General features: G+C 37.5%; 13 protein-coding genes. 5 read left to right on the top strand and 8 right to left on the bottom strand.

Translation table 11 applies throughout. The features are described from left to right. Positions 1 to 192: 192 nt before the first annotated feature. Both F6K23_RS15500 and F6K23_RS15495 read right to left on the bottom strand, forming a co-directional pair. Positions 193 to 1,725, bottom strand: coding sequence for a glycoside hydrolase family 10 protein (locus F6K23_RS15500; RefSeq protein WP_293156935.1), 1,533 nt, complete (start codon positions 1,723 to 1,725; stop codon positions 193 to 195). Continuing rightward, positions 1,691 to 1,906, bottom strand: a complete 216-nt coding sequence (locus F6K23_RS15495) for a hypothetical protein (protein WP_293156932.1) — start codon at positions 1,904 to 1,906, stop codon at positions 1,691 to 1,693. The genes F6K23_RS15500 and F6K23_RS15495 overlap by 35 nt, the downstream gene beginning before the upstream one ends. A gap of 546 nt (positions 1,907 to 2,452) precedes the next feature. On the opposite strand from F6K23_RS15495, the gene F6K23_RS15490 reads away from it, so the two are divergent. From F6K23_RS15490 to F6K23_RS15475, 4 genes are all read left to right on the top strand, one after another. Next, on the top strand, positions 2,453 to 3,370 hold the full coding sequence (locus tag F6K23_RS15490) for a hypothetical protein (RefSeq protein WP_293156929.1): 918 nt from the start codon (positions 2,453 to 2,455) through the stop codon (positions 3,368 to 3,370). 387 nt (positions 3,371 to 3,757) lie between these two features. After that, positions 3,758 to 4,681, top strand: coding sequence for a DUF1822 family protein (locus F6K23_RS15485; RefSeq protein ID WP_293156926.1), 924 nt, complete (start codon positions 3,758 to 3,760; stop codon positions 4,679 to 4,681). Between the two features lie 550 nt (positions 4,682 to 5,231). Next, the gene (locus F6K23_RS15480) at positions 5,232 to 5,393 is read left to right on the top strand and encodes a hypothetical protein (RefSeq protein ID WP_293156923.1); all 162 of its coding nucleotides are present in this window, start codon (positions 5,232 to 5,234) and stop codon (positions 5,391 to 5,393) included. A 265-nt stretch (positions 5,394 to 5,658) separates the two neighbouring features. Further along, on the top strand, positions 5,659 to 8,718 hold the full coding sequence (locus tag F6K23_RS15475) for an NACHT domain-containing protein (protein WP_293156920.1): 3,060 nt from the start codon (positions 5,659 to 5,661) through the stop codon (positions 8,716 to 8,718). A gap of 506 nt (positions 8,719 to 9,224) precedes the next feature. On the opposite strand, the gene F6K23_RS15470 is transcribed toward F6K23_RS15475, so the two are convergent. The 6 genes from F6K23_RS15470 to F6K23_RS15445 all read right to left on the bottom strand — a co-directional run bounded on the left by F6K23_RS15470 (position 9,225) and on the right by F6K23_RS15445 (position 15,671). Further along, entirely contained in the window at positions 9,225 to 9,890 is a 666-nt protein-coding gene (locus F6K23_RS15470) for an HAD family phosphatase (RefSeq protein ID WP_293156917.1), read from the bottom strand. A 1,296-nt stretch (positions 9,891 to 11,186) separates the two neighbouring features. After that, a complete protein-coding gene (locus F6K23_RS15465) occupies positions 11,187 to 11,363 on the bottom strand; it encodes an XRE family transcriptional regulator (RefSeq protein ID WP_293156914.1) in 177 nt (58 codons plus the stop codon). After that, entirely contained in the window at positions 11,356 to 11,616 is a 261-nt protein-coding gene (locus tag F6K23_RS15460) for a type II toxin-antitoxin system RelE/ParE family toxin (RefSeq protein WP_293157143.1), read from the bottom strand. The genes F6K23_RS15465 and F6K23_RS15460 overlap by 8 nt, the downstream gene beginning before the upstream one ends. Before the next feature lie 336 nt (positions 11,617 to 11,952). Next, entirely contained in the window at positions 11,953 to 12,267 is a 315-nt protein-coding gene (locus tag F6K23_RS15455; RefSeq protein ID WP_293156911.1) for a DUF433 domain-containing protein, read from the bottom strand. 416 nt (positions 12,268 to 12,683) lie between these two features. After that, entirely contained in the window at positions 12,684 to 14,411 is a 1,728-nt protein-coding gene (locus F6K23_RS15450) for a succinate dehydrogenase/fumarate reductase flavoprotein subunit (protein WP_293156908.1), read from the bottom strand. A 951-nt stretch (positions 14,412 to 15,362) separates the two neighbouring features. Continuing rightward, positions 15,363 to 15,671: a hypothetical protein gene (locus F6K23_RS15445; RefSeq protein WP_293157140.1), complete on the bottom strand. Its 309-nt coding sequence runs from the start codon at positions 15,669 to 15,671 to the stop codon at positions 15,363 to 15,365. 582 nt (positions 15,672 to 16,253) lie between these two features. On the opposite strand from F6K23_RS15445, the gene F6K23_RS15440 reads away from it, so the two are divergent. Next, a partial coding sequence (locus F6K23_RS15440; protein ID WP_293156905.1) for a globin family protein occupies positions 16,254 to 17,234 on the top strand: 981 nt, incomplete at its 3' end.

Genomic DNA, 17,234 nt, shown 5'->3' with positions numbered 1-17,234 from the left:
TTAATTGATATAACAAAGATTCGATCAATATTGGTTACAAATAGTAGGGACGTTGCATAGAACGTCTCTACTTTCGGTCTACTAATTTTGAAAAGCGCTGTAGGAAAATTTAGGTTCTATTTGTAAGGTTGCTCAAAGTCCTGGTTACAAAAACAACTTCTAAATTCTGAATTCTAAATTCTAAATTCTGAATTACTGCACCGTTACCACTTCTTCTACACTTTCATTTGCCAAGCGATCGACTGCTCGTAAAGCATAAGTTCCTGGGGTAACTCTCACCGCATTAGTAGCAGAATTTAATACTTGTACAAGTGACCATTGATTACCATTTTGCTGATACAACGCCCAAGAGCGAACATCTCCAGTATTATCAGCACTCCAACTAATAACATCAGAATTAACTTGTATTCCTGTAGGTGGTGCGGGAGGTTGGTTATCTAACCACGGCATCGCTGGAGGTAATGCTGGAGTCGGATAAACTGAACTTTTGAACACATTATTCACACCTGCAAAATTATCTCGAAACATCTTCATACTAAAAAAGATATTTCCTAAAGAAAGTTGACTTGCTCTCTGACGAGAAATAGCAACTTGTCTCTCAAACTCAGATACTGACCAACCCGCACCTTGCAACTGACTTAAATAGTTTCCCGCATAAATATGACGACGTTGTGGGTTTTGTTGTAACCACCAATTTAACAAAACTGGATAACTTTGTTGAGGGGGGTCGATTCGCCAATAAAGTTGCGGTGCTAAATAATCTACCCAACCCTGCTCCATCCATAATTTTACGTCAGCATATAAACTTTCATATTGATCTAACCCGACAATACCAGGAGGGTTCCCTGGGCGATAAATGCCAAATGGACTAATGCCAAATTTTACATAAGGTTTCTCAGCGTGAATACCTTGGTAAAGACGTTGCACCATATTATTCACATTCTGTCGTCGCCAGTTAGATAAAGAGAGGGTACCGCCAGATGCTTTGTATGCGTTATAGGTTTGGTAGTCGGGGAACTCTTGTCCCCGTTTAGGGTAGGGGTAGAAATAGTCGTCAAAGTGAATGGCATCAACGTCATAACGACGGACTACATCCATAATAGTGTTGAAAGTTTGGTCTTGAATAACTTTCGCCCCTGGGTCCATCCAAATGTTGTTGCCGTATCTATAAGCATATTGGGGATATTTGACCGCCATGTGATTTCCAGCAAAGGAACCATCATTGGGACTAAGTTGAGCGCGGTATGGGTTAAACCAAGCATGGAGTTCGATATTGCGTTTATGACTTTCGGCGATCGCAAATTCTAGTGGGTCGTAATATGGTTGTGGTGGGGTTCCCTGTTTGCCTGATAACCAACCACTCCAGGGTTCGATGGGAGAATCATACAAAGCGTCTCCATTGGGTCGAACTTGCAAGACTAAAGCATTGAGGTTAAGTTCTTGCATCCGGTTGAGGATGTTGAGTAATTCTGATTTTTGTTGCGCAACAGATAGACCTCGTTGGGATGGCCAGTCAATATTGGCAACGGATGCTACCCATACTCCTCGAAATTCTCTGGGGGAAAAGGAGGAGGGTTGTTGAGCAGTGGCGGTTGGTAGATAGGTGTAGATTTGAGTGAGGGTTAGTCCAAATATTATTAGGGAAACCCAGAGGAGGTTTTTGGGTCGAAAGCGGATATTTTTAGGGATGTTAATTTTGGAAAATAGTTTGCTGATTAAGTTCATTTTTGGACAATTTGGATAATTGGCGTTGTTGAATGGTAATAATTTTTAGATCTGGACTTACGTAAAATATCAAATTAGACCCCATCTGTAGGGGCAAATGGCATTCACCCTCCCCATCTGTAGGGGCGAATGGTATTCGCCCTCCCCATCTGTAGGGGCGAATGGTATTCGCCCTCCCCATAAGTAGAGTCTCTGGGTAAGTCCTGTAGATTAAGTATCAACGCAAAACATAAGTTTTTCAATTTTATAGCGCCGTGCGCAGGCAACAGGCAACAGGCAACAGGCAACAGGGGGGATAAAAAGCTTATAATGTAAAGTTTTAGCTATTGGACACCTCCTGTAATTTGTACATAAGCCAGGGCACATTGCTTTACCTTCAGCTACTTACCATTACATTTCAGGAACGCTAGTTAATGAAGTCAAAAGTCAAAAGTCAAAAGTCAAAAGTCAAAAGTTAGAAGTTATTTTTGGCATAATTTTTTGACAAGCTTTCGACTGTATATTCAGAGGCTTTTTTATCTTTAACCAAAAAATAAGGTCTTAAGCCTCCTCAAGGGGATGAAAAAGGGGTCGTTAGCGCAGCTTCCCGAAGGGTGGGATGGATGGGTTTCCTAACCATATCCAATCGACCAAGAGAAAATAAAGTTCAGTATTTCAAGCCTCTGACTTTCCTGCGGAATGCTGCGCAGAGGTACTGATAACTGATAACTGATAACTGATAACTGAAATGGCGTCTAGAGTAATGGACGAACAACTTAAACAACTCTTACAAAAAATCTGTAACTATCCGACCGGAAGTCTGAAATATCAGCAAACAGTGGGCAGTTTATTAAGTCTAACTCCTCGGTTCCCTGGTATTCGCAGAGATGCTCACCCAAATTATTTGGAGGCGCTCAATAATACTTTATTTGATGTCAGACAAAATTTGGCACAGTTTCTCGATCGCTCAGATATTGACCAAGTTTCTGCTTCGATGTTGCGGGAGCATTATGTTAGGTGGGTGAATGGGTTTCTCAAATATGACATTCTTGACTTATACTGTCGCCATGGTCAGGAACTGAGTCTGAATGTCACGCAACCAGATAAGGATGAGGGAGAATGGATTGAAAATTTATCTGATGATGGTTTTACTTATCTGACTTTAGACTCTTTGGATAGTTTGATGCAGCAGGAAGAAAGTCAAACTACTCAAAACAAGGGTTTAATTTTGGAATTGTATATCGAAACAGATCCAGAGGGGAAGTTAAGTAGTTGTCATCCACAAAATTATCCTAACTGTAATGCTCAAGCTATTGTGCAATATTTTTATTTGAGCGATCGCGCGGAAAAAATCACAGTTAAGGAAGATTGGGTTATTGTTAGAGGTCGCAAAGGTTTAACTATTAAAAAAAGTAGTAAGCGGATAACTTTAGTTGCTGCGGAACCGAAAAAAACATGGCAAAGTTTTGCTAAAGAACAGGGAATTAATTATCAAACTTTGAAGGCTCATTGGCAACGTAAATGTTTGCCTTTGTTACGGGAAATTGTTATGGATATTGAGAATAATTTGGATTATTACAGTAGATTTATTGCAGAAATAGGCAACAGGCAACAGGCAACAGGCAACAGAAAAGAGAAGCATGAGAAAATGGATAATTTGTTTTAATTTTTTACTTTAGCAACAGGTATAGTCAACATTTTTAGGATAAATTTACTATAGTTTTCCAACAATTTAATCCAGGAATTGCTAATACCAATTTTTTCTAAAACTGCGCTTAATAATTGTTGCTCAGACCTTATTGCACTGACTATTCTCGTCTTGATATTAAATGCAACTTTATGGAGAAATGGTATAAACAAGTTCCCTTTGAACCAATATTCCCTTCTGCCTTATGCTCTCTGCCTTTCTTGACAACAGGTCTAGTAAACATTTTTTAGGATAAATTTACTGAAAAATCATGGAGAAAAAAATCCTTTGATCCAATCCTCTTATTTTAAAGAAGAGGTAATTATTAATTCTAAATTATACATTCTAAATTCTAAATTCTTGAACATGAATAATTACACTCAATTACGTCCGGTTATTGTACCTTTGGATATTAAAATACATCAAAAAGCATCGGCGTTAGCTGCCCAACAATCTCATCCAGAAATAGCTAAACAAGTTTACTTAAATATTTTGGCTGTTTCTGCTGTTTCTCATTTACTGAAGTGGTTAGAATTTGAGACTAATTTAGAACAGACTAATAGTTTTAATCCGCTTCTGAGTGGGTTATTCAATGCTACTGATTTGATAGTAGAAAATCGGCAGTTATTTTGTATGCCTATTTTGCCTGGAGAAACAGATTTTTATGCCAGTTTAGATATAGCTGAAAATTTTATTGGTTATGTGGCGGTGCAATTTCAGCAAAGTTTAGATAAGGTGGAAATTTTAGGATTTTATCCAGCAGTTAAGAATGATTTACCGGAAAAAATATCTCTGGCAGAATTACAACCTCTGGATAATTTATTTAAGTTTCTGGAGAAAAATAAACAGGAAGTTTTACCCCAGAATCCTTTGGTTAATTTAGGTAATTGGTTTGCTGGAATTTTTGAGGCAATTTGGTTATCTCCTGAAGCAGTTTTAACCCCAAAGTTAGGTTTTGCTAAAAGTAGTTCTGTTGATACGGTTAAAAGAGCAAAAATTATAGATTTTGGTTTACTTTTAAATCGGCAAAAAGTCGCTTTAGTTGTTACTATTCAGCCGGAATTAGATGCGGAAGTAGGGGTATTAGTGCAAGTTTATCCTATTGATGAACAAGAATATTTGCCTCCTGGTTTAAGATTAAAAATTGAATTAGAATCAGATATTGAGGAAGTAGAATCTAGGGTGGCAGACCAATTAATTCAGTTAGAGTTTAGTGAAATTCCTGGTAAATGTTTTTCTGTAAAAGTCATTTTAGATGATGGGGAAATAGTTGAAAATTTTCTAGTTTAGCTTCAGGAAGGAGGAAGCAATTTGTAGGTTGGGTTGACGCAGGAAACCCAACATTGATACCAAATAATATCAAATCCACTTGTTTTAGAGCAGACTTTGTAGCTGAGGTTGAGGCAGGTTAGCGGAGCTTATCCAGAGGATAAACCCAACAATAATCAAGAAGTTTTTTTGGGTGGCGCTACCCCTTAATCCAACCTACTAGTTTCTTTCAATATCAAAGCAGTTCATTTCCCAAAAAAAACATGGAAAATCAAATCACAATCTACCTCTACTATTGATACCAAATAATATCAAATCCACTTGTTTTAGAGCAGACTTTGTAGCTGAGGTTGAGGCAGGTTAGCGGAGCTTATCCAGAGGATAAACCCAACAATAATCAAGAAGTTTTTTTGGGTGGCGCTACCCCTTAATCCAACCTACTAGTTTCTTTCAATATCAAAGCAGTTCATTTCCCAAAAAAAACATGGAAAACTAAATCATAATCTACTTCTACTATTGATACCAAATAATATTAAATCCACTTGTTTTAGAGCAGACTTTGTAGCTGAGGTTGAAGCAGGTTAGCGGAGCTTATCCGGAGGATAAACCCAACATTGATACTAGGGAAGCAGACCAATTAATTCAGTTAGAATTTAGTGAAATTTCTGGTAAATGTTTTTCTGTAAAAGTCATTTTAGATGATGCAGAAATAGTTGAAAATTTTCTAGTTTAGCTTCAGGAAGGAGGAAGCAATTTGTAAGCAATTTTCCCTTCTGCCTCCTGCCTCCTGCCTTCTGCCTTCTGCCTTTTTCAAACCAAATAATATTAAATCCATTTGTTTTGGAGCAGACTTTGTAGCTGAGGTTGAGGCAGGTTAGCGGAGCTTATCCGGAGGATAAACCTAACAATAATCAAGAAGTTTTGTTGGGTTAAGCGGTAGCGCAACCCAACCTACTAATTTCTTTCAATATCAAAGCAGTTCATTTCTTAAAAAAATCATGGAAAATCAAATCACAATCTACTTCAACTCTGGCAACTTTCAAGAAGGCTTTCATCTAACTATCCAATCAAATAACACCCCAAAAATTCCTATAACCTTAATAGCAGCACCCAAAATTTCCAACCTATATAAAAACTGGCAAAAACAATATATTTCTCTCACCCCCACCCCCAGAGCAGGATTTAAAAAAAACCAAATTACCAATATTTCTAGCTCCGAATGTTTCCATTATTATCAAAGACTCTGCCAAGAAATTAACATTTGGTTTTCCCCTATTAAAAATCTCTTACCCAATACTGAAAAAATCATCCTCATTATCAACACTCAAAATATTTCAGACACCCACACAGCAGAAATATTACATAAACTACCTTGGGGAAAAATAACCCTACCAGAAAATTCGATAATCGAAACTATACTCAGCTTTTCCGAAGGAAAAAATACCCCAAATATTATCTCTGAAATACCCAGGCAAGTCAAAATATTAGGCATCCTCGGAGACAATACAGGTATCAACATTTCCCAAGACAAAGACTTAATTCAAAAACTTAGAAGAAGAGGAGCTATACCTAAATTTTTACCTCAATCAAATCAAGAACTTAAACGACAAGATTTTGCACAACTATGGGATGAACCTTGGGATATAATCATCTTTTCCGGTCACAGTCAAACTCATCAACAACACTCTGGTATTATTCATCTAAATTCTCAAGAATATTTAGACTTCCAAGAAATTAGAAATACTCTGATTACTGCTAAACAACAAGGTTTACAATTGGCTATTTTTAATTCCTGTGATGGTTTGGGTTTGGCTCAACAATTAGCAGATATTGGCATTACTATTATTATCTGGCGAGAAATTACACCAGACCAGGTTGCTCCTCTATTTCTTAAATACTTTCTCACCTCTTTTACTAATAATAATTCTGTCTATACTTCCATGGAACAAGCTAGACAAAAATTACAAGAATTACATCCAGAAATTGAACAAAAATTACCAGGAATTACTCAATTACCAATAATAGTTCATCATGGCAAAGTTACACCTCCTACTTGGAGTCAACTACGGGGTAGAAGTGGGGGTAGAGTTGGTGGTGCTGACTGTAATTTGGAGAATTTACTGACTCGTCAACAGTTGCGTAACCGGAAGAATTTATTGGAGGCGGTTAAATATGAAGTAGTGGCACGTTTGAGTCAGTCTTTGCATAATCAAATGGAAGTGTTAATTAATGTTCCGAAACAGTTTCAACCTCAACAGGTAAAACGTATTTGGGATGTGAGTGTGAAAATAGGCGATCGCCCGACTCTGAAATTATCTGGTGATGCGGATATTATTGATGTGTTTGATGACTCTGTGGTTGGAGGTCGGTTGTTAATATTGGGTGCTCCTGGGTCTGGGAAGACAACGACGTTGTTGGAGTTGGGTCAGGAGTTGGTGATTCGTGCTCAGATGGATGGGGAATTGGGGATACCTGTGTTTTTGAATTTGTCTTCTTGGAGGGATGAGAAGCAGTCTATTGAGGAATGGTTGGTGGAGGAGTTGCGCTGGAAGTATGGGGTGAGTCGGGATATTGGTAAAAGGTTGGTGGAGGGTAAGCAGTTGTTACCGATGTTGGATGGTTTGGATGAGTTGGAGTCGTCTCGACAGGGTTTGTGTGTGGAGGCGATAAATAGGTTTTTGTTGGGGGAGTGTCGTCCTGGGTTTTTGGTGGTTTGTAGTCGGTTGGAGGAGTATGAGTCTGTTGGGGGTGGGTTGTGTTTGAATGGGGCGGTTTGTTTGTTGCCTTTGAGTGATTCTCAGGTGGAGGGTTATTTGTTGGGGTTTGGTAAGGGTGAGTTATGGGAGTGGGTGAGGGGTGATGTGGAGTTGTTGGAGTTTGTGAGGGTGCCGTTGTTTTTGAGTATGGTGGTTGTAGCGGAGGTTTCTTTGAGGAGGTGGGGTGAGTTGAGAAGGGATGAGCGGTTGGATTTTTTGTTGGATGCTTATGTGTGTCGGATGTTGGAGCGTAGGGTTGATAGTCGGTTTTATGGGGAGAAGGGGATGCCTAGTGATGGGAGGACGTTGGAGTGGTTGGGATGGTTGGCGTCTGGGTTGGAGAAGCATTCATTGACTGAGTTTTTGATTGAGAGGTTGGAACCTATTTGGTTGGATAGTAAGAGGGATAAAAGAATTTATAAGGTGATTTTAGCTCTAGTTTATGGCTGTTTTAGCTGGTTTATCTTTAAAAATACACACGTTACGTTTATAAACGTAATTGCAGCATTATCTATTAATACTGATGACAAAAACAATGGTTTTTACGAAAATCCTGCTACAACAGAAGTAATGAAATTTTCTTGGAAACAGTACCAAGAAGCTTGCAGAACAATTTTGTTAATACCAATCAGGATCAAACAGATATTTACAATACATAGAAAAGAATTATTTATGGGGATAAAAAAGGCGTTTCAGAATAAAATATTTTTGGGATATCAAATATTATCCTCTTTATTTTCATTGTTATTTTTATTAGCTTTTTTTGAGGATGGTCCTGATGAGATGAATTTAGGATTGTTTATATTCTTTGTATTTTTCAATTTAATGCCAATTTTCTTCTTGGTTTTCCCAACAATTATACTGGTTATCATGAGTCCTGTAATACTGATAATCTTTGGAGGTCTAGAAACTCAAGAATTCAACCATAAAACATATCCCAATGAAGGAATTTGGCGAAGTTTACTAAATGCTATATTTCTGACAATAATAATACTTCCTATTTCAGTAATTATGGTTCTATTTTCAAAATCAAATAACTTTGAATTAATTAGCGGTATATTATTGTTTCTGTCAAAATTTTTGCCATTTTTTGCGTTCATAATACTTGGGATGTCTGTTATTCAACACTTAATCCTCCGCATTATCTTTTTCCTCACAAAAAAAGCCCCCTGGAATTACGCCCGCTTCCTCAACTATGCCACGGAAAAAATGTTACTTCAGCGAGTTGGAGGAGGTTATCGATTTATTCATAGATTACTCCAGAAACGTTTGGCATGGCGATACAATAATCAGCAAAAATAATACTCTTTTTCCAATTTTTATATTACCAAAAAATGAAGTCCAAAGTCTCCCCTTTTAAGGGGATGAAAAAGCGGTCGAGGGATGGCGAGGTCCCCTCGCCATATCCAATCGACCAAGAGAATATTCAGTTCAGTATTTCAAGCCTCCAGCTTTAGTGGTCGGTACTGATAACTGATAACTGATAACTGAAATGACGTTCGCCAGTCATTGTTTTATCTCCTTTTCATAAACTAATACTTCTTGGAAATAAACATTTTTAGCTTTTATGTAACTAAGGATTTATATTTACCATCATAACTTTAGTTTTTTTAAACTTCCTTTTGACTTATGTGAGATAAAATCCGCTGGCTTTGGAGTAATATAATTCTACCGTCAGTAGGGGAAAACAGCCGTTTGCCTCTACAATATTGACTATTTTTCCCTAATTATGAATTATACTAATGCTACCGGATTTGATATGAAACCCTATTAAGCTAAAACCAATTTACAAGGTTAAAAACTTATTTCTACATACCAGAAATATTCCAAATATCTAAAAGTTTATGTAATTTTTCATCACTAAAATCATTAATAACAATACTCGCTCCCACCTCTAATAAAGATTCAGGTTCATGGGTAGAAGCAACTCCTACTGTATAAATTCCTGCTCCTACCGCCGACTTAATTCCCGAACGAGAATCTTCAAAAACAATTGCTTCTTCTGGGGAAATTTCCAATTTTTCTAAACATAATTTATAAGGTGCAGGATCTGGTTTTGCTACAGTCATTACTCCACCTAATATTACTAATGGAAAAGTATCTGTTAGCTGCAAAACATCTAACATAAATTCAGCATTTTCTGGAGGTGCATTTGTCACAACTGCTTTCTGAAGTTTTTGGTTTTCTACCCATTCAATAAATTCTAATAATCCTGTCATTGGTTTTAAATTTAAGGCAATTTCTCTAAATCTTTCCTCCTTATAATTTGCTAGTTCTTCTGCTTCTGTAGTTGATAGTTGTGGTAGTAAATCTTGAATAATTGCTGGATTAGTTCTACCACTAATATATTGTTTATAAGAATTATGGTCAATTATTACTCCGTGATTATTTAAAATTTCTTTCCAGGTTTCGTAATGCAAAGGGTCTGTATTTGCTAGGGTGCCATCGAGGTCAAACAAAATTGCTTTTAGCATCTTAATTTATATAGATAGATAAATGATATTTACTTTTGGGGTCTGAACGGAAATTTTACTTTTTGATGGAATGGAAAATATTGAAAGGTAATTAGAGGAGAGTTTTTGGGTAATAGAAAAAATGACTATTTGATTTTACTACTGATTTTCAAATAATACGAATAAGTTTTTGCTAAGTATTTTCTGATTTCTGGGAAAAATTTATCGGGGGTGGGAAGAGTCTACTCCGGCGTTAGTATCAAATTTCTATTTCTGATTTGTCTCTATTGCCCAATACGCAATAGAAGTTTTTGCCTAGTATTTTCTGATTTCTGGGAAAAATTTATCGGGGGTGGGAAGAGTCACCTCTGGCGTTAGTATCAAATTTCTATTTCTGATTTGTCTCTATTGCCCAATACGCAATAGAAGTTTTTGCCTAGTATTTTCTGATTTCTGGGAAAAATTTATCGGGGGTGGGAAAAGTCTACTCCGGCGTTAGTATCAAATTTCTATTTCTGATTTGTCTTTATTGCCCAATACGCAATAGAAGTTTTTGCCTAGTATTTTCTGATTTCTGGGAAAAATTTATCGGGGGTGGGAAAAGTCTACTCCGGCGTTAGTATCAAATTTCTATTTCTGATTTGTCTTTATTGCCCAATACGCAATAGAAGTTTTTGCCTAGTATTTTCTGATTTCTGGGAAAAATTTATCGGGGGTGGGAAGAGTCTACTCCGGCGTTAGTATCAAATTTCTATTTCTGATTTGTCTCTATTGCCCAATACGCAATAGAAGTTTTTGCCTAGTATTTTCTGATTTCTGGGAAAAATTTATCGGAGGTGGGAAGAGTCACCTCCGGCGTTAGTATCAAATTTCTATTTCTGATTTGTCTCTATTGCCCAATACGCAATAGAAGTTTTTGCCTAGTATTTTCTGATTTCTGGGAAAAATTTATCGGAGGTGGGAAGAGTCACCTCCGGCGTTAGTATCAAATTTCTATTTCTGATTTGTCTCTATTGCCCAATACGCAATAGAAGTTTTTGCCTAGTATTTTCTGATTTCTGGGAAAAATTTATCGGAGGTGGGAAGAGTCTACTCCGGCGTTAGTATCAAATTTCTATTTCTGAATTAGTATTTTCTGATTTCTGGGAAAATTTGTCGGGGGTGGGAAGAGTCACACCCAACGTTAGTATCAAATTTCTATTTCTGAATTGTTTCTTATTTTAAGATCTCAATATCTCGATTTAGATAATTGAGAAACTGAAATAATTGCTCAGAATCAAATTCTGGTAACAGACCATTGATAAGTCTCGAAATTTTTTATTCACTAATACCTAATAATTCTGATGCTGTAGCAAGAGTGAATTGACGTTTATTAATTAGTTCACATATACGATTAGCAATTTTTGCCTTAGCTAGACTTTTTTGAGCATTATTAATACCTAGATCGGCAAACACATTGCCACTACTTGCAGTTACTAAAATTTCATCACTCATTATTATTATCCTCTTGATTATTTATCAACGATTCATCAAAATGTTGTTGGGCTATTTTTAGTCGTTGCTTAATTAATTCAATATCTTTTTGAGGTGTTTTTATCCCTTTTTTTGATTTATTCTGAAAAGCATGAATAACATAAATAACACCTTTTAATTTTACTGTATAAACAGCTCTATAAGTATCTCCATCAAAGTATTCTACTATTTCAATTATCCCTCCACCTAAACCTTTGAGAGGTTTAACACTTATGTATTTACTACCTACTTGTGCTTAATACAAAGCAAATCCAATCTCATCTTTTACAGATTCGGGAAACTCTCTTAAATTTTTTAATGATATCAAATCCGGTAGCATCGGTGTAATTAGATAGTTAATCTAGGAGTCAGGAGTCAGTCCTCAGGAGTCAGGAGGGAAGAGAATTTAGAAACATTTGCTCTTGGATGAAGATGAAAATTTTTTTTATACTGAATTAAGCGGATTTAATATGAATCCCCAATCCAAAACAGGGGTTTAATTTTTTAGTCACTAGCCATAATATAAGTATTGTGACATATTTTTATAGATATTTTAGAGCTGGGAAAAATCTTAATTAATTAAGCGATCGCGTACTCCTTGAGAGTGAAATTTAGCCTCATTTTTTCGACGTACTTCTTGTGCTATTTTTTGTCGTTCCTGCAAATACTTTTCTACTTCTTCTTGATGCCTTAAATAATAGACAAAAACTGCATAAACATCTGCTAAATTTAATGATGGATATGCCAAACAAATTTCTTCTGCTGTTGCTCCTTGTTGAAAAACATAAACAACTTTATCTAGGGTAACTCGTGTTCCAGCAACTAGAGCTACACCATTCGTATTTATCGTCAAAGGAATAGGTTCTGCTGCAATTGAAATTGTCATAATATTTTTGTTAATAATAAGGAAGAAGCAAGAAGGAAGAAGCAAGAAGAATTCAGGCGTTGCTGATTATGGGTATGATGCAAGCCCCCCTAACCCCCCAATGCGTGGGGGGAATAAAACTCTAAAAGTCCCCCAATTTTGGGGGATTTAGGGGGCTTGAGCAGAACCAAACAATCGCGCATTCATACTTCAATTCAGGAACGCCAGAATTCATTAATGGATAATGAACAATGAACAATAAACAATGGATAATGAAAACTATCTCTAATTATCAATTATCAATTATCCATTGGTAATACCATTTTGAAAAAACAATTTTACAAAGAGTAAGTCTGGTTAAAAGACTTTCTAAAAAATGGTATTAAAGCCATTCATTCTGACTCCTGACTCCTGATTTCTGACTCCTAAAATCCTACTTAATACTTCCGTTCCTGTGGTTCAAACATTGTAACTGCCACAGGTCTATAATTAATATCAATTCCTGCCAACGAATAATATGCCAAAGTATGCTGTAAAAACTGCTCGTCATTTCGTTGCGGAAAATCTTCCCGACTGTGAGCACCGCGACTTTCCTGACGACTCAACGCCGAACTTAAAATTGTCTCACCCACCACAATAATACTCTGCAACTCCAACGCCTCAATAATCTCCGTATTCCAGCACTTACCCTTATCATCCAAATAAACCTCCTGATACTGCTCCTGTAACTGCTCCAATTTTCTCATCCCCTGCTCCATCACATCTTGAGAACGGAACACACCACAATGTTCGCTCATCGTATCCTGAAATTGCTGCCGTAAAAAATCAATCCTATATTCTCCAGAACGATCTAACAAACCCTGAATTTGTGACCGCGCCTCCTGAATATAAGGTTCTTCCTCAACATCAGGTAACTTTCGACCTTCTACAAAATCAGCGATCGCTGCCCCAGTCCGTCGCCCATATACCACACATTCCAACAAAGAATTACTTCCCAAACGGTTCGCCCCATGTACCGAAACACAAGCACATTCACCTGCAGCAAACAACCCATCCACCAAACTATCAGCACTAGCAAAAACTCTACCATCAGTATTAGTAGGAATGCCACCCATAGAATAATGAGCAGTGGGACGTACTGGCATCGGTTCGTTCACCGCATCAATACCTACAAGACGATGTGCCTCTTCCCAAGCAAACGGTACTCGACTCATAATTTTTTCCCGCCCCATGTGACTCAGATCGAGATAAACAAACGGACCACCCGCAGTACCATCCATATTAATTCCGCGACCAGCACTAATTTCCAAAGTAATAGCACGGGAAGTAATATCGCGGGGTGCCAACTCCATGCGACTAGGAGCATAATTTTTCATAAAGCGATCGCCATCACTATTAATCAGATAAGCACCTTCACCGCGCACAGCTTCAGAAATCAAAACTCCTGCTGGATATAAACCTGTAGGATGAAACTGTACAAACTCCATATCTTGCAGAGGAAGACCAGCTATTGCTGCCATTGCTAAACCGTCCCCAGTAGAAGCATAATCATTGGAAGTGGTATTAAATACTCGACCATAACCACCAGTGGCAAACATTACTGCCTTTGCTCGCAGGACAACAATTTCACCATCCAGAATATGGTACATAACCACACCTTTTGCCTGACCATCTTCGAGTATCAAGCGCATTACATACCATTCCTGATAAATATGCACCCCATAACGTCGGAGGTTATTTACCAATTCATGCAAAATAGCGTGACCAGTTTTATCCGCAGCGTAACAAGTGCGGTTGTGGGAATGACCGCCGAAAGCACGTTGAGCAATGCGACCATCTGGCAACCGAGAAAATAATACCCCTAAATGTTCGAGGTCAATAATTACATCTGGCGCTTCTTTTGCCAAAATTTCTACTGCATCCTGGTCAGCGAGATAGTCCGAACCTTTTACAGTATCAAAAGCATGTGCTTTCCAACTATCTTCAGGATCTACATTTTGGAGGGAAGCTGCTATTCCACCTTGAGCTGCTACCGAGTGGGAACGAATGGGGTGAGTTTTGGCAACAACTGCCACATTTAAGCTGGGATTTTTGCGAGCTATTTCTACCGCAGCGCGGCTACCTGCTAGACCGCCACCTACTATGATTACGTCGTGTTCTAACATTAAGTAAATATCTAATAGTTTTATGCTTTTATTATTTTATACCAAATAGATATCTCCAGAAAAAAGGGAGTAGGGAGTAGTAGGGACGTTGCATGCAACGTCCGTACAGAGTAGGGGGAAATAATTTATATATCTAGTTCCATAATTGATTTTATTTTTTATTTATCATTAGAGATGTCTAATTTAACAAAAAATAGCGAGAAGTCCCGCGTTCTCCTCGTCGGGAACGTCGTATGGGAAAGCGACTATGTTATAATATAAGAACACAGGGGGAGGGCATCACCTCTGTATAAACTGCAACTCCGCGTGCGGGTTGAAGAATCCCGCGTTGTCGCTCAAGCACAACGTCGGGAGTATGTCAAAAAAAGGTATTTATATCATTTTCGGACAGGTCATTTCATTTATCAGTTATTGGCGTTGCGGAATTAAAGTATGAATGCGCTGTTTGGTTCTAGTCAAGCCCCCGCGCATCCCCCGCGCATTGGGGGACTTTTAGAGTTTTATTCCCCCCACGCATTGGGGGGTTAGGGGGGCTTGCATCATACCTAGAATCAGCAACGCCCAGTTATTAGTACTTTTTCTGAGATAAAAAACCCACCTGTTTCATTAAGCAGGCAGGTTTTTTATTTTTTAAGTGCCTCGAATTAAATGAGAACTTTAGTTTTCGGTGTTGCTCAATTCAAAGTCAGTAAGCATTTCCTGACCGAATGCGGAAGCTCACAGCTATTAGCAGTCAGCTCTTAGCTTTTTAATGAATGAACCAAGTATTTGCTTAACTTCTACTACATTTTTGAACAAAGAATTGAAGCACAAGAACAACAAGCTTAAATTGTCCACTAAAAGTAATAAAGCTGATAACGCAGTTCTGACCATAGGAAACTAGCTGATAGCTGACCGCTGACCGCTGTTTGCGCAGCATTCCGTAGGAAATGCTTACCAAAGTCAAAACATTTAGCCTAGAGAAGTTGCTGCTTGCTGACCAGACATTGACGTTTGAGACTCTTCTTCTTCGTTAGGTTCTGCTGAAAGTACTTCAATATGATTTAATAGGGTAGTTACAAAAGCAAAAAGTAGGAAGGGTAGAGACAAAACCACGATTAAAGCAATAGCTCCTAGAGCATAAACTTGGCTACTGCTAGTCCAAAGGGCAACTCCTCCAGCTATGCTCAAGAATACCACTATTAACCAAACAATAATTTGGCCATAAATGTCGCCGAAAGTGAGTGTGCATCGGATACTATATTTTTGCAAATTATTCATCATTTTTACCTCGTTGCATTACCTCAAATTAATAAGTTAGACGTATTGTCAAACCATAGTAATTTATAGGTTAGACCAACTGTCAAACTAGAGTAAAATTTATTACGATCAAAATCGTAATTGTTACAACACTTTACAGTTTTTAACTGTAAAATAATATAGCTGTTACAAAAGTAACAATTAAATCTTTTTTATCTTTTTTTTATCTACATTAGACATCTCTGAAAAAGAATAGACTTTTTGCAAAAGTAGACAACAGCTTATCTGGGAATAAGGAAGAAAATTTATAAAAAAAGACATAAAAAATGATCTATTATGTGTAGTTTCTGGAGATTTCTATTTTTCTCTTTCAAGCTATTCTTAATTTCTGGCAGAACCATCACAAGTTAATGTGTGATTTGATACTGAAAACAATTATCTATAATAATCAATAGACATCTCCAGAAAAGAGGGAATAGGGAATAGGGAACCTACCCCTCCCCCCCCAGGAGGGGAAAGAACTGATAATTTCTGTACGATAATTGATTTTATTTTTTATTTTTGGAGATGTCTAATAGTTAATATATAAATTTTACATAAAAAATGCAATCAAAAATTGAAATTATAGAAAAAAGTTTTGAGAAAATTAAACTTGATGCTAATGAATTTGCCGCCAGTTTCTACGAAAACTTATTTGCAGAATATCCAGAAGTTAAACCACTATTTGCTAATACTGACATACAAAAGCAACAAAAAAAATTGCTTGATGCTTTAATACTGATAGTCGAAAATTTGCGTCATCCAGAGATACTAAAAGAAGTCGTGCAAGCATTGGGAACTCGCCACATTAATTATGGGGTGCTACAACAACATTATCCCCTTGTAGGTAAAGCACTACTAAAAACATTAAAGCAGTATCTTGGGGAATATTGGACCCCAGAAGTAAAAGCAGCTTGGATATATGCTTATCGTGGGATGGCAAAATTGATGTTGCAAGGTGCAAACTATCCACCGGAGAAGGAGCGATCGCCCACTACTGAGACTACAGAAACTGAAACCCAGACCAAGGAAAACCCCCACATCAAGAACACCGAAACCGAAGTTCAAGCTATACCAACTCCACCCCCACAACCAACCCCCACTTCCCCAATAAAACTCATTGAAACCAGCTTTGAAAAAATCAAACCCCGTGGAGCAGAATTTGCTGCCAGTTTCTATGAAAATCTATTTGCAGCATACCCAGAGGCAAAACCACTATTTGCGAATACTGATATACAACAGCAAGAAAAAAAGTTGCTTAATTCCTTAGTGTTAGTAGTCGAAAGTCTGCGCCAACCAGAGGTTTTAGCACAGGTGTTGCGCGCTCTTGGTGCCCGTCATATTAATTATGGAACTCTTCCGCAACATTATTCTCTAGTTGGGGAAGCATTTTTGAAGACTTTAGAACAGTATCTTCAGCAAGATTGGAATTCAGAACTCAAGAATGCGTGGGTATTTGCTTACGAACAAATTGTGCAACTGATGTTTGAAGGTGCAGGGTATTCTCCAGAAACTTCAAACACAGAAGTTGAAACTACCTCGCAA

Source organism: Okeania sp. SIO2C9, from assembly GCF_010672455.1.
GTDB lineage: Bacteria > Cyanobacteriota > Cyanobacteriia > Cyanobacteriales > Microcoleaceae > Okeania.
This window is presented reverse-complemented; position numbering and strand designations above follow the sequence as displayed.